Origin of the sequence: Bullifex porci, assembly GCF_009695635.1 — a bacterium.
Lineage (GTDB): Bacteria > Spirochaetota > Spirochaetia > Sphaerochaetales > Sphaerochaetaceae > Bullifex > Bullifex porci.
The window spans coordinates 41,088-54,299 of record NZ_VUNN01000002.1 but is presented as its reverse complement, the minus strand read 5'-3'; the positions used below and the strand labels follow the sequence as shown (position 1 = coordinate 54,299).

The 13,212-nt window shown below is 35.4% G+C and carries 13 protein-coding genes; 2 read left to right on the top strand and 11 right to left on the bottom strand.

What is annotated here, in order from left to right:
- Window positions 1-41: 41 nt before the first annotated feature.
- Entirely contained in the window at window positions 42-737 is a 696-nt protein-coding gene (locus FYJ80_RS01500; RefSeq protein ID WP_154424359.1) for a DUF554 domain-containing protein, read from the bottom strand.
- 38 nt (window positions 738-775) lie between these two features.
- On the opposite strand from FYJ80_RS01500, the gene FYJ80_RS01495 reads away from it, so the two are divergent.
- Window positions 776-1,330, top strand: coding sequence for a nucleotidyltransferase family protein (locus FYJ80_RS01495; protein ID WP_154424358.1), 555 nt, complete (start codon window positions 776-778; stop codon window positions 1,328-1,330).
- A gap of 37 nt (window positions 1,331-1,367) precedes the next feature.
- On the opposite strand, the gene clpB is transcribed toward FYJ80_RS01495, so the two are convergent.
- The 9 genes from clpB to FYJ80_RS01450 form a co-directional block, all read right to left on the bottom strand.
- Window positions 1,368-3,932, bottom strand: a complete 2,565-nt coding sequence (clpB, locus tag FYJ80_RS01490) for an ATP-dependent chaperone ClpB (protein WP_154424357.1) — start codon at window positions 3,930-3,932, stop codon at window positions 1,368-1,370.
- 76 nt (window positions 3,933-4,008) lie between these two features.
- Window positions 4,009-4,290 (bottom strand): hypothetical protein, encoded by a 282-nt coding sequence (locus tag FYJ80_RS01485; protein WP_154424356.1) that lies wholly within the window; start codon window positions 4,288-4,290, stop codon window positions 4,009-4,011.
- A 199-nt stretch (window positions 4,291-4,489) separates the two neighbouring features.
- Window positions 4,490-5,092 (bottom strand): TetR/AcrR family transcriptional regulator, encoded by a 603-nt coding sequence (locus FYJ80_RS01480; RefSeq protein WP_154424355.1) that lies wholly within the window; start codon window positions 5,090-5,092, stop codon window positions 4,490-4,492.
- Between the two features lie 124 nt (window positions 5,093-5,216).
- Window positions 5,217-6,230, bottom strand: a complete 1,014-nt coding sequence (argF, locus tag FYJ80_RS01475; protein WP_154424354.1) for an ornithine carbamoyltransferase — start codon at window positions 6,228-6,230, stop codon at window positions 5,217-5,219.
- Window positions 6,231-6,429: 199 nt separating this feature from the next.
- Window positions 6,430-7,638 carry a DNA recombination protein RmuC gene (locus FYJ80_RS01470; protein ID WP_154424353.1) on the bottom strand — a complete coding sequence of 403 codons (1,209 nt, stop codon included), beginning with the start codon at window positions 7,636-7,638 and terminating at the stop codon, window positions 6,430-6,432.
- Window positions 7,639-7,787: 149 nt separating this feature from the next.
- Window positions 7,788-8,594 carry a MetQ/NlpA family ABC transporter substrate-binding protein gene (locus FYJ80_RS01465; protein ID WP_154424352.1) on the bottom strand — a complete coding sequence of 269 codons (807 nt, stop codon included), beginning with the start codon at window positions 8,592-8,594 and terminating at the stop codon, window positions 7,788-7,790.
- 286 nt (window positions 8,595-8,880) lie between these two features.
- Complete coding sequence (locus tag FYJ80_RS01460; protein ID WP_154424351.1) at window positions 8,881-9,420, bottom strand: hypothetical protein; 540 nt, start codon at window positions 9,418-9,420, stop codon at window positions 8,881-8,883.
- A complete protein-coding gene (locus FYJ80_RS01455) occupies window positions 9,417-10,079 on the bottom strand; it encodes a methionine ABC transporter permease (RefSeq protein ID WP_154424350.1) in 663 nt (220 codons plus the stop codon). Before FYJ80_RS01455 ends, FYJ80_RS01460 begins: the two co-directional genes overlap by 4 nt.
- Entirely contained in the window at window positions 10,076-11,068 is a 993-nt protein-coding gene (locus tag FYJ80_RS01450; protein ID WP_154424349.1) for a methionine ABC transporter ATP-binding protein, read from the bottom strand. Before FYJ80_RS01450 ends, FYJ80_RS01455 begins: the two co-directional genes overlap by 4 nt.
- A 71-nt stretch (window positions 11,069-11,139) precedes the next feature.
- Between FYJ80_RS01450 and FYJ80_RS01445 the strand changes: the two genes are divergently transcribed.
- The gene (locus tag FYJ80_RS01445; protein WP_154424348.1) at window positions 11,140-12,315 is read left to right on the top strand and encodes a S41 family peptidase; all 1,176 of its coding nucleotides are present in this window, start codon (window positions 11,140-11,142) and stop codon (window positions 12,313-12,315) included.
- Here FYJ80_RS01445 and FYJ80_RS01440 read toward each other — a convergent pair.
- Window positions 12,307-13,158 carry an SPL family radical SAM protein gene (locus tag FYJ80_RS01440; protein WP_154424347.1) on the bottom strand — a complete coding sequence of 284 codons (852 nt, stop codon included), beginning with the start codon at window positions 13,156-13,158 and terminating at the stop codon, window positions 12,307-12,309. The genes FYJ80_RS01445 and FYJ80_RS01440 overlap by 9 nt on opposite strands.
- Window positions 13,159-13,212: the final 54 nt, after the last annotated feature.

Below are 13,212 nucleotides of genomic sequence, written 5' to 3'. Positions count from 1 at the left end.
TCATATAAAAGCGTCTTTCCTTGTGAAGACGCTTTTATTTTTTAAAGAGGAAGTAAGCTATATAGGTATTGCATTATTGGAGCTAGGATTAAAGCAGGTAGGAAGTTTCCTGTTTTAGAGTCCTTAAGATTTAGTAGGCTTAATGCTAATAGAACTAGAAGGAATCCTCCAGTTGATGCCATAGCACTTATTCCAACCTCTCCTAGTATAGGCTCGATATACCCACCTGCTAAGGTAAAGAAGCCCTGATAAACAATAATAGTAAGCGCAGAAGCAAAAACTCCAAGACCGTAGGTTGATGCAAACACTATAGCCATAAAGCCATCCATTACACTCTTAATTAATATTAGCTCATAGTTTGAGGTAGTTCCGGCTTGAATGGAGCCAACTATACTCATTGCTCCAGTACAAAATAAAAGTGAGGAATTAAGAAAGCCCTTTGCAAAATCTCCATTTGAAGCTGATGAACCACCAAGTCTTTCTATCTTATCGCCAAGGCTTAAAACTCTATCCTCTATTCTTAAGGCAAACCCAATAAAGCCACCTAAAATCATACTAAATAAATTTGCTATAGCACTTGGTGCCTCTAAAGCCATTCCAAGTCCAAGTACTAAGGTTGTAACACCTGCTGCAGTCATAACAATATCTTTAAAGGATGAAGATATCTTTTTCTTTAATAAAAGGCCTAAAAGGCCACCTAAAATTACAGTAAATGCATTGATGAATGTTGCTATCATAGGTGCTATTATAGTTTTAGGAGAGGTTTTGTTCTATTATGAAAATAGGAATTCTTGCAGCAGGATTGTCAAAAAGAATGGGTAATATTAATAAGCTATTAATAGATGTAGGAGGAAAAACAATCCTAGAGCATAGTGTAATAAATGCACTCTCATATTCAAATGATATAACTGTAATAACTGGTTATGAAAGAGAAAGGAGCGAGGATATATTAAAAAACTATCCCGTTAAAGTAATATACAATCCACAATATGAAAATGGACAAGAATCATCGTTAAGATGCCTACTCTCTCATACTCAATCAGATATCATAGTAACTCTTGCCGATGTACCCTTTTTACAAAGGGAAGATTTTATAAAAGCAGAGATAAATTTAAAGGATGTACTAGCTGCTAGACCGATATTTAATGGCATAGCAGGTCATCCAGTTGCTCTAAAGAAGGAGCTAGTAGAATTAATACTCTCAAGTGATAAAAGAGTTAGAGATGTAATTAAAGAGCATCCTCATAATTTCTATAGCGGAAGAAGAGAAAGCATAATAGATATTGATGATCCTGCTTCATTAAATGCTATTAAAGAGCATTTAAAATAAAGCCTCACCCTGCTTTATGCATAGGTGAGGCATTTATTTAGTTAGAGACCTTTATATGGTCATTTTCAAGCGTTAGCTTAATTGGTTTAGAGGTTGAAAGTGTTCCTGCAAGCATCTCCTTAGCAAGAGTATTTTCAATCTCATTTTGAATTGCACGTCTAATTGGACGAGCACCGAAATCTGGGTCAAAGCCAACATCACTAATATAGGAAACGACCTTATCATCCCATACTAAGTCATAGCCACGGCCTTGAATTCTCTTCTTTAGAGCTTCAAGCTGCAATTCAACAATTGAAGATACCTGCTCCTTACCAAGAGGATTGAAGATAACTATTTCATCGATACGGTTAATAAACTCAGGCTTAAAGTGAGCTTCAATTATTGATAAAATATCCTCCTTCTTAGCTTTCTGCTCAAGTATCTCACGTGATGCTAGGTTACTAGTCATGATAATAATAGTATTTGTGAAATCTACTACTCTACCCTGACCATCTGTAAGACGACCATCATCAAGAACCTGAAGTAGGATGTTAAATACATCAGGATGTGCCTTTTCAATTTCATCAAACAAGATAACTGAATAAGGTCTTCTTCTTACAACCTCTGTAAGCTGACCACCCTGATCATAACCAACATATCCTGGAGGTGCTCCAATTAATCTAGACACTGAGTATTTCTCCATATACTCAGACATATCTATACGAGTTAAAGCTCTCTCATCATCAAAGAGAAAATCTGCAAGAATCTTTGCAAGTAATGTCTTACCTACACCAGTTGGACCTGCAAATAGGAATGAGCCAAGAGGTCTATGCTCATCGCCAATACCTGTCTTATTACGTCTAATCGCATTACTAACAGCTCTAATTGCTTCCTCTTGTCCAATTACCTTCTTAGAAAGAGTATCCTCAAGCTTTAGGTACTTTTGCATCTCACTACCCATCATCTTACTAACAGGTACACCGGTCCAGGAGGAAACTATTCTAGCAATATCATCCTCTGTTACCTCCTCTCTTAAGAGACGATGCTCAGAGTTTTGTGATTGCTTTAGCTTCTCCTCTCTCTCCTTGATATCCTTCTGGACAGCTGGAATTAAACCATATTTAATCTCAGCAGCTCTATTTAGGTTACCATCCCTCTCAGCTTGTGCTTGCTCACTAGAAAGTCTTTCAAGCTCACTCTTTTTGCTCTTTAGACCATCAATAAGCTCTTTTTCATTACTCCATTGAAGATGCATTGCATCGTGACGAGACTTTAAGTCGGCAAGCTCGCTATTAATCTTATCAAGACGCTCCTTACTAGCTTCATCCTTTTCTCTAGCTAGAGCACTCTTTTCAACAGATAGCTGAAGCATCTTTCTATCGATTTTATCGAGCTCTACAGGCTGGCTTTCGATCTCCATCTTTAGCTGTGATGCAGCCTCATCGACAAGGTCAATTGCTTTATCAGGAAGGAATCTATTAGTAATGTATCTATCTGATAAAGTAGCAGCAGCAACTAGGGCTTCATCCTTAATTCTTACACCATGGTGTACTTCATATTTAGGCTGAAGACCTCTAAGAATAGCAATAGTATCCTCTACAGTTGGTTCCTTTGTATAAACAGTCTGGAATCTTCTCTCAAGAGCCTTATCTGTTTCGATATACTTTCTGTATTCATCGAGTGTAGTTGCACCAATAGCATGTAACTCACCTCTTGCTAGAGCAGGCTTAATTAGGTTAGAAGCATCGGTAGAGCCCTCACTTGCACCGGCACCAACAATAGTATGAAGCTCATCGATAAAGAGTATTACCTCGCCATTACTTTTAGTAACTTCATTAATAACGCCCTTTAATCTTTCCTCGAATTCACCCCTAAACTTTGCACCTGCAACCAAGGAGCCTACATCAAGAGAAAGTATTCTCTTACTTCTTAAGGATTCAGGTACATCACCCTTTACAATTCTTTGAGCAAGTCCCTCTACAATAGCTGTTTTACCAACACCAGGCTCACCAATTAATACAGGGTTGTTCTTAGTCTTACGGCAAAGAACCTGCATAACCCTTCTTATCTCCTCATCACGGCCGATAACTGGGTCAAGCTTATCCTCTCTAGCTGCCTTAGTTAAATCCTTACAATACTTCTCAAGTACCTGGTAGCTAGCCTCAGGATCTTGGTTAGTAATTCTAACGTTCCCCCTAATATCCTTTAAAGCCTTAAGAATCTCTTCCTTCTTAAGTCCGAGTTCGTTTAAAGCACGTCCCTCAGCACTTGAGGACTCTACTAGCGCAAGTAGGAAATGCTCTGCACTAGTATATTCATCCTTAAAAGAGGAAGCTATTTTTTCAGCTTGATTTAAGTCCTGATAACAGCTCTGGGAAAGACTTCTTTGTACATTGCCATATGCCTTTGGAAGCTTAGCAAGTACATCTCGCATTGCGGAAGTTACACTTTGAACGCTAATTCCTAGCTTTTCCAAAAGAGGTCTAATTACACCTTCCTTTTGGTCAAGGAGTGCAATTAAGATATGTGCTGAGGTCAATTCGCTATGTCCCTCTTCACCAGCAAATTGATTAGCTCTCTCAACTGCCTCCTGCATTTTAATAGTAAATTTATTTAAATCCATAATAATCTCCAAGCTTTGGAGAACGCTTCACACAATCGAAAATGTAACTATCAAAGAGTAAATCGACAAGTTTTTTTTAAAGCTCTATTTTAATTTTCTTCTGAACAATATTAGGACTTAACCAATAATCATAGGCCTTAAGCTCAAACTCAATATCCTCAACCTCAAATATTAAATTTTCTTCAAGAGTTCTTTGACTCCAGCTAATAGTTGAATACTTTGAAGAATATGGTAGGACAGAGGTTGCCCAATATGGATCCGCCATATATCCATTTATAGATGAATAATCGAGAGAAAATAGAACATTCTTATCTGTATTATTTTCTAGATAAACCTTAAGTATACTAAGACCATCCAAATAGACAGGAGGATGCAAAAGTAAGAAATAATTGCTAGACTCTGAAAAAAGAGAAAGCAATGGGAAGAAACAGAAAAACTTACTCAGAAAGTTTCAAGAAGCAGGTAGCCATCGAAGCGATGGACGGAAAGAGGACAGTAGCTGAGATTGCAGCAAGCAATAATCTTTTTATTAATTTACCTACAAAATTAGTAGGGTATTACTTTTTTCTGAAGAAATCGAGATAGGTTGCAATAAATGCTTTAGAGTCAGAAGCAGAGAAATTACCCAAAAATGCAATTTGAAAGCAGAAAGCTTCCAAGAGTGTAAATAGATGTCTTGAAACCATCTCTATATCACACCCTGGAATAATCTCACCATTTTGAACACCGTGATTTAAAAGTCGTTTAAACAAAATAGTAAGCTTCGCAGTTCTTTTCATGATGATGTCTGAAAAATCTACATGCTCTCTCTTGCTTTGAAGCATAACATCCATTAATGATTGTAGCTCACCCTCTGAAGCAACAGCTTGGTCAACAATATCACAGCAAATCCAAGAAATACGATCTATAGTATTACCATAGCTTTCATCCCATGCCATTTGACTATATTCAAAGAACATTTTTCCTGTAACAAGCTTTACAGCATAGTAGTAGATTTCTTTCTTATCCTTAAAATATTGATATAAGGTTGGACGCGATAGCCCGCACTCCTGTGCGATAGTAGAGAGATTACTATCTCTATATCCATCACGAGCAAAAATCTCTAATGCTTTCTTTAGGATTGTTATCTTTCTTTCTTCATGGTCAATCTTTTTTGGCATAAAGTAATTATATCGATAAAATGTCAAAAATGACAAGTAAATATATTATTGTCAAATTTGTCAAAGAGTTATGACACTGTCAATAATAATAAAAAAGTGCTTCACAAAGGAAGCACTCTATTAATTAAAATCTGAGAGAATCTGAGATAGTTGCAACCATTACAGCCTTAATAGTATGCATTCTATTTTCAGCTTCATCAAAAACTACACTGTGGCTACTTCTGAATACCTCATCTGTTACTTCCATTTCATCTAAGCCAAACTTCTCTTTTACCATCTGAGCAGTTGTAGTATTTAGATCATGGAATGATGGTAAGCAGTGTTCAAAGATACAATTCTCATTACCAGTTAGCTTTAGCACATCCATAGTTACTTGATAAGGCTTTAATAGAGCAATACGCTCAGCCATCTTATCCTCTTCACCCATGGAGCACCAAATATCTGTATAAATGATATCAGCACCATTTACAGCCTCTTCAATACTAGAAGTTATTGTAATTTTACTACCACTAATCTCAGCAAAGGCCTTACACTCATCAACTAATTCCTTAGCAGGGAAAAGACTCTCTGGAGTTGCAACTGCAAAATCCATACCTACCTTAGTAGCACCAATGAAGAGTGCATTTGCTACATTGTTTCTTCCATCTCCAACGTATGCAAGCTTCATCTTGTCTAAAGGCTTCTTTAAATGCTCCTTAGCAGTTAAGAAATCAGCAAGAACCTGTGTAGGATGGTCATCATCTGTAAGACCATTCCAAATAGGAACTCCTGCATATTTTGCTAAATCCTCAACTACACTGTGCTTAAAGCCTCTATATTCAATACCATCATAGAGACGTCCAAGAACCTTAGCTGTATCTTCAAGAGATTCCTTTTTACCCATCTGTGAATTTGTGAGGAAGGTTACACCAGCACCTTCATCAAAAGCTGCAACCTCAAATGAGCAACGGGTACGAGTACTAGTTTTATCAAAAAGTAATACGATATTTTTACCTGAGAGCAAGTTTCCCATTACACCTGGATCACAAGGCTTTACATACTTTTTCTTCTTTAATTCTTCTGCTAAGGAGATTAAATACATAATCTCATCCTTAGTATAATCCTTTAATGTTAGAAAACTACGACCCTTTAATTTCATAAGATACACCTCTTGGAGAATAATATATTAATTTCTAAAAGCATCGTCAATAGAATTTGCATAAATATGCATATTAATCTCTATATTTTTTAATATATATATTTTATATCAAATAAATATTATTTATTATTTCATAAATATTTATTAAAATATTTTCACACATTAAAAAAGCTATAAATAATTTAATAATAATGCAGATTCATTGCTCATCAGTAATTTGAATAATATCTGTATTTGCATCCTCCTCTGGAAGCTCAATAGCTTCAAGCTTTGAAGATATTTTTTGAGTTCTTGAAGAAACATCACTAAGCTTTAAGGAAGCACTATCAATACTTTTTACTGCGGCATCAACACTCTTTGCAAAATTACCAAATTGCTTTTTCATAGCTGCAAACAGCTTCCAAACCTCATGACTTCGCTTCTCAACTGCAAGAGTTTTAAAGCCCATTTGTAAGCTATTAATTAAGGCAGCAAGTGTTGTTGGACCTGCAATAGTAACTCTATATTGAGTTTGTAAGCTATCTGTAAAGCCTGGAATTGATAGAATCTCAGCATAAAGACTCTCAGTTGGGAGAAATAAAATTGCAAAGTCAGTTGTTCTTGGTGGATTTATATACTTTGAATAAATATCCTTTGCTTCTGATAAGACTCTGTTTTTCATCTGAGTCTGGTAATATCTCATTTCATCAATATTACCATTTTCACTAGCTTTAACGTAGTTTTCATAGTCCTCTCTAGGGAACTTTGAATCAATTGGAAGGTAGCAGTTATCCTTCTCTGTTTTGCCTGGGAGCTTTATTGCAAACTCAACAACCTCACTGCTTCTCTCCTTTGGCTTAAAGTTCTTAACAAATTGATCAACAGTTAAGATTTCATTAATTATAGCCTCTGCTTGAACCTCTCCCCAGACGCCTCTACTCTTTACATTTGTAAATAGCTTAGAAAGGTCTCCAACATTTTTTGCAAGACTCTGCATCTCTCCAAGTCCCTTATAAACAGCTTCAAGCTGCTTTTGAACCTGCTCAAAGGACTTAGATATTCTATTCTCAAGAGTCTCTTGAAGCTTTTCATCAACTACTCTTCTCATCCTCTCAAGCTGGTCATTATTTTCCTTTCTAAGGTTTTCCATGCTTACGCTAACAGATTGCATTAATCTAGTAGTTGAAACAGATACCTCATTAAGAGTCTTATTAATACTCTCAGTTAATATTGCATTTCTATGATTTAGAGTATCAAAACGCTCTGTGATGGAATCACGAAACTCATTTAGCCCCTCATTGTGCTCTCTTTCAAGCTCAAGAAAATCTCTGTTTGAAGCTTTATTAGGCTTTATTTTAAAAATAATAACAATAAAGGAGAGTAAATTTAAAACTAACAAACTTATTATTACAATTAAACTAATATTCATACCTATTAATATAGTATTAAAAATTGTCTTTCATCATTACAGGATTAATAAAATACACTTCTATTTTAATCTTTTTTTGTTACTTACCTTCTTAGGTAAGAAAAAAGGGAGTGGCCAGGACAACCACTCCCAAAAGAGAATACTAATTATTATTTTACGAGAACAACTTCACCGTTTGGATATTTCTCACTAACAAACTTAGCAACCTTTTCGCTCTTAAGTGCTTTTACAAGAGCCTGGATGCCAGGATTGTTTTCATTACCAGCCTTAACTGCGATTACGTTTACATATGGGCTGTCTGCACCTTCTACGAATAGACCATCACGAGTTGCGATTAAGCCAGCAGGAATTGCATAGTTACCATTTATTACAGCTGCATCAACATCATCAAGAATTCTTGGGAGTGTAGCTGCTTCAATTTCCTTAAACTTAAGACCCTTTGCATTCTCTGTGATATCAGAAGGTGTTGCTTCGAGACCAGCAGAAGCAGAAAGCTTAATTAAACCAGCAGACTGTAAGAGAAGAAGTGCTCTACCCTCATTAGTTGGGTCATTAGGAATTGCAATTGTAGCACCATTCTTTAGATCAGCTAAGCTTGCTACCTTCTTTGAATAGAGTGCGAGAGGCTCAACGTGAATACCACCAGCATTTACAAGGTGATAACCATGCTCTGTATTAAATGATTCAAGGTAAGGAATATGCTGGAAATAGTTAGCATCGATCTCACCACTTTCGAGTGCATCATTAGGTGTTACATAGTCTGTAAATTCGATTACCTGAAGTGTATAGCCTTCAGCTGCAAGGTCATCAACGACTAGATTGAGTAAAATTGCGTGAGGATCAGGGGTTGCGCCAACCTTGATGACATTTGAAGCTGCAGCTTCTTTACTTCCTTGTGCGAAAACAGATGTAAATGCAAATAATACAACAACTAAAACAGTAAATAATTTTTTCATGATATACTCCTTCGCCATCCAAATAATATGGATGTTAATGATTTAATTTTTAAGATTTTTTGATTGTGGTTATAAAAATGGTTTAATTTAAAATATTATGCCCAAACGGGCATCATCATCATTGAAGAAGCCATCATAGAAACTGAACACATTGCATAAATATTATTTGTCATATTCAATCTCCTTTATTTCGATAGCTTGGCAATAGAATATCGACCCTTAAGAAAAAAATCAATATTTTTTATTCATTTTTTTAAATTTTTATGCAACGGATATTCACAGGTGATTAACTAATATTACGTTTTTTCCACTTTGCTTTATATAGCTTAAGCATTGTAATTACTTCCTTTTTCTTTTCAGAGCGAGCAAATACAAAGGTATCAGCAGCTTCCCAAATTGAAAAGCCACCAATAATATTAACAGCATCGTAGATAACTCTTTTTGCTAGATTTTCTAAGAAATATGAGACTATAAGTAATAAAGCCCCAACAATTAAAAAGGCACTTACCTTAAGTGTAAGGACCCTTAATTCATTAATTTTTCTCTTTAATGAAAGCGCAATAAAGCTCTTATATGATTTTTGAACCTTTTCGAAATCAACCTCATCATCAACAACTATATTAAGCTCAGTAGCCATTGGAAGGTTTGATGAAATGGTTTCAAGATATTCAATTACATCATTTGAAGGAATATCAGAGTTTACTTCACTAAAAAGCTCCTTTCCTGTGATGAGTACTTCAATATCCTTACCCACCTCAGGAAAGATCTCCTTTATAGGAATTATATGTCTTAGCTCTTTAATTCTTTTTCTAAATTCTTTTTTCATCGTGAAGCTAATAGCTTAGCAGATAGCTTATTTCCTGCTACCTGGATTACCTCTACAAGGATAAGAATAACAAGTACAGCAGCTACCATATAGGATGGTCTAAAGCGCTGATAACCATATCTAATAGCAAGGTCACCAAGACCGCCACCACCAATAGCACCAGCCATTGCTGAGTATCCAATAAGGTTAATGATAGTCAAGGTAACACCAGATACCAATGAAGGCATTGCCTCTGGGATTAATACCTTTATTATTATTTGTGCATTTGTTGAGCCCATAGCCTTAGCAGCCTGAACAACACCTGGATCTACCTCCTTTAAAGCAGATTCGATGATTCTTGCAACAAATGGAGCAGCGGCAATTGAAAGAGGTACGATAGTAGCTTTAGTTCCAATACTTGTACCTACAATTAATCTTGAAAGTGGGATTAAGAGTATCATAAGGATGATAAATGGAAAGCTTCTTAATACATTTACTATTCTTCCCAAGATATTGTTAAAAATTGGCTGTGGGATGATACCACCCTGCTCCTCTGATGAGGTAACGTGTAAAAGCACACCAATAGGAAGCCCTAAAATTAAAGAAAATAGAGTTGAAAAGAATACCATTACAAGAGTTTCTCCTGTGGCACTCATAACTAGATTAATCATCTGATTCATTTTACTACCTCCACAGAAATACCACCCTCTTTGAGCTTTTCGATTGCCTTTTTAGCAACCTCCTCATTAGGTCCGATATCTAATGCCATAATACCCATCTCTTCACCATTAACAGTCTGAACCCCTGCAGCTCTAATATTAAATAGAGCTCCAGTTTCCTTTGTTACGCTACTAATTATAGGTTCATCTGTTGCTTGACCGCGGAAACGAAGAGTATAGTGACCAGGCTCCTGGGACCATCTAACTACAGATTGACTCATATTTGTTCCAGTTGATAAAAAGTCCTTTGTAACATCAGATACAGGGGATGCGAAGACCTCACTTACCTTTCCTTCCTCAACTACTCTTCCTGAATCTAATACAGCAACAAAGTCACAGGCATCACGAACAACCTCCATTTGGTGTGTGATCATAACAACTGTAAGGTTCATCTTCTTTTGAATTTCTTTAATTAAAGCCAATATTGCTCTTGTTGTTTGAGGGTCTAGAGCACTAGTTGCTTCATCACAAAATAAGATATCTGGCTGAACAGCAAGCGCTCTTGCGATAGCAACTCTCTGCTTTTGACCACCTGATAGAGTAGATATTGGAGCATCACCTCTACCCTCTAAGCCTACTAATGCTAGAAGCTCTTCACTTCTCTTTTTAATATAGCCTTTTTCCATATGGCAAATCTCCATTGGATAAGCAATATTCTCTAAAGCATTTCTAGAAGAAAACAGGTTGAAGTTTTGGAAAATCATTCCAATTCTTCTTCTTTTTGCAATTAGCTCCTTCTTAGAAAGGTTATCAACTCTTTCCTCATCGTACCAAACCTCTCCACTATCTGGCTTTTCTAGCATGCTAATTAGACGTACTAAAGTTGACTTACCAGCCCCTGAACGACCAATAATTCCATATATCTTATTAGAAGGGATAGTAAGAGACACATCCTGCACTGCATGAAGTGTTCCATAATCCCTCTTTAGGTTTTTTAGTGTTATTTTCATGAAAAACCTCTATAAACAAATTATTAATTCAAAAAATACAATAAATCTAATTTATATGCTACACTCTTTTTATGAAAAGAATTATTAATCTTTTGTTATTTATTTTATTGTTATCAACTCAGCTATTTGGCTCAAAAAGTAGTGAGTTTGAATATCTTAAGTCTAATATAAGCTCATTACATAAAAACTTTTATAATTCAAATTCTAAAGAGGAATGTGATAAAGTATTTTCCGCTCTAAGTAGCAATATTGATAGCTATGATGATTCTTCATATTACTTTGCTTTACTATCATATCTAGCTCTCTCAAATGATTCCCATACATCGCTGTATGCACCAGATTTAGGCCTACAGTTTAAGTACTATCCTCTTCAGCTATACTTTATCGGTTCTGAGGCCTATGTATTATCAGGTACTGCAGATTTAAAGGAATATATGGGGAAAGAGGTTATTAAAATAAATAATTACTCTATAGAAAGTATTATAGAAAAGAGTAAAGCAGTAATCCCTCATGATAACGATGTATATCTAAGGCTTTTTCTAAGCAACCAATTAAATAACACTGCTTTTCTTAGCTTTATCAAGGTTGCGAATAGCTTAGATGATGATGTAGTTCTTACATTTTCAGATAATACAACAATAATGCTTAAACCAATTTTAATTACTGAGCTAAGAAGTAGAGAGCTAATTAGTAGTGTAAAGCAATACTCACCATATATCTATCAAGGGTATTATTGTGCAAGAGAAATCAGAAAAGATACACTTTTAATATCCTATAACACATGCTCTGAGGATCCAAGCTACCCAATAAGCTCCTTTACAAGTGATATTAAAAGTATGCTCTCTAAGACAAAATATAAAAAAATTATTGTTGACTTAAGGTACAATGGAGGTGGTAATTCAGCCCTATTTGAGCCAATTATTAAGCTACTAAAGAAACAAAAATGTGAAAAATATTGCTTAATTGGAGAGCAAACCTTTTCAAGTGCAGTATTAAATGCAGTTTCATTAAAGGATGATGCGCGTTTTTCATTAGTAGGCACTCCAACTGGTGGAAGTATTAATCACTATGGAGAAATAAAGAGCTTTATTCTTCCAGAAAGCGGTTGGGAGGTTTCTTACTCAACAAAGTATTTTAAGCTCAGTAAAAAATATGATGGTAGTATTAGACCTGATATCGAGATAAAAAAGGATATTAACTCCTTTATTGAAGGTAGAGATTTAGAGATAGAATATTGCTTAAAATAATGTAGGCTCCTCAAAGGTCTCGAGGTAGGAGAAGATTTTATTATTATCATGTAATATGCCCAAAGCTTCACATTTTTCATGAAAAAGCTTCATTAATGCACCTTCCCTTGGGCTTGATATTACATAGCTATTACCATAAAGCTTAATATATTGGTCTTTCAGAGCAGGAAAATGCTCATCAAGCTTCTTATAGTAATACTCTCTATTACCTTCTCTTAGAGTTAATCCCATTCCAAAGCAAATAATGCCCTTTACATTTACACGCTTACACATATCAAGCAGAGACAAAATATTACCTCTAGTATCGTTGATAAAGGGTAATATTGGAGAGAGCCAAACAATAGTTGGGATATTATTATCTCTTAATATCTCTAGAGCCCTAACTCTTTTTGAGGTGGGACAAACATTTGGCTCTATTATTTTACATAGCTCATCATCGGCTGTTGTAAGTGTCATTTGAACTACTGCTTTACTTTTTCTATTAATGCTAGAGAGTAAATCTATATCTCTTAAAACTAAATCTGATTTAGTAATTAGCGTTACACCAAAGCCAAAATTATCAATTACCTCTAAAGCTCTTCTTGTATATTTTAATTCCTTCTCAAGGCTCATATATGGATCACTCATTGAGCCTGTTCCAATCATGCAGCTTTTTCTCTTTTTTCTTAGCGCTTCCTTTAATAGCTCTATAGAGTTTTCCTTTACAGCAACGTTTGTAAACTCATGGTCCATACCATAGCATTTACTTCTTGAGTCGCAATATATACAGCCATGGGTACATCCCCTATAGAGGTTCATACCATTCTTTGGTGATAATATCGATTTAACATTAACTAGATGCATACTTTAATGATAATACACAAGCTAAGACAGCTGTATGTCATCTTTTATTTTTTT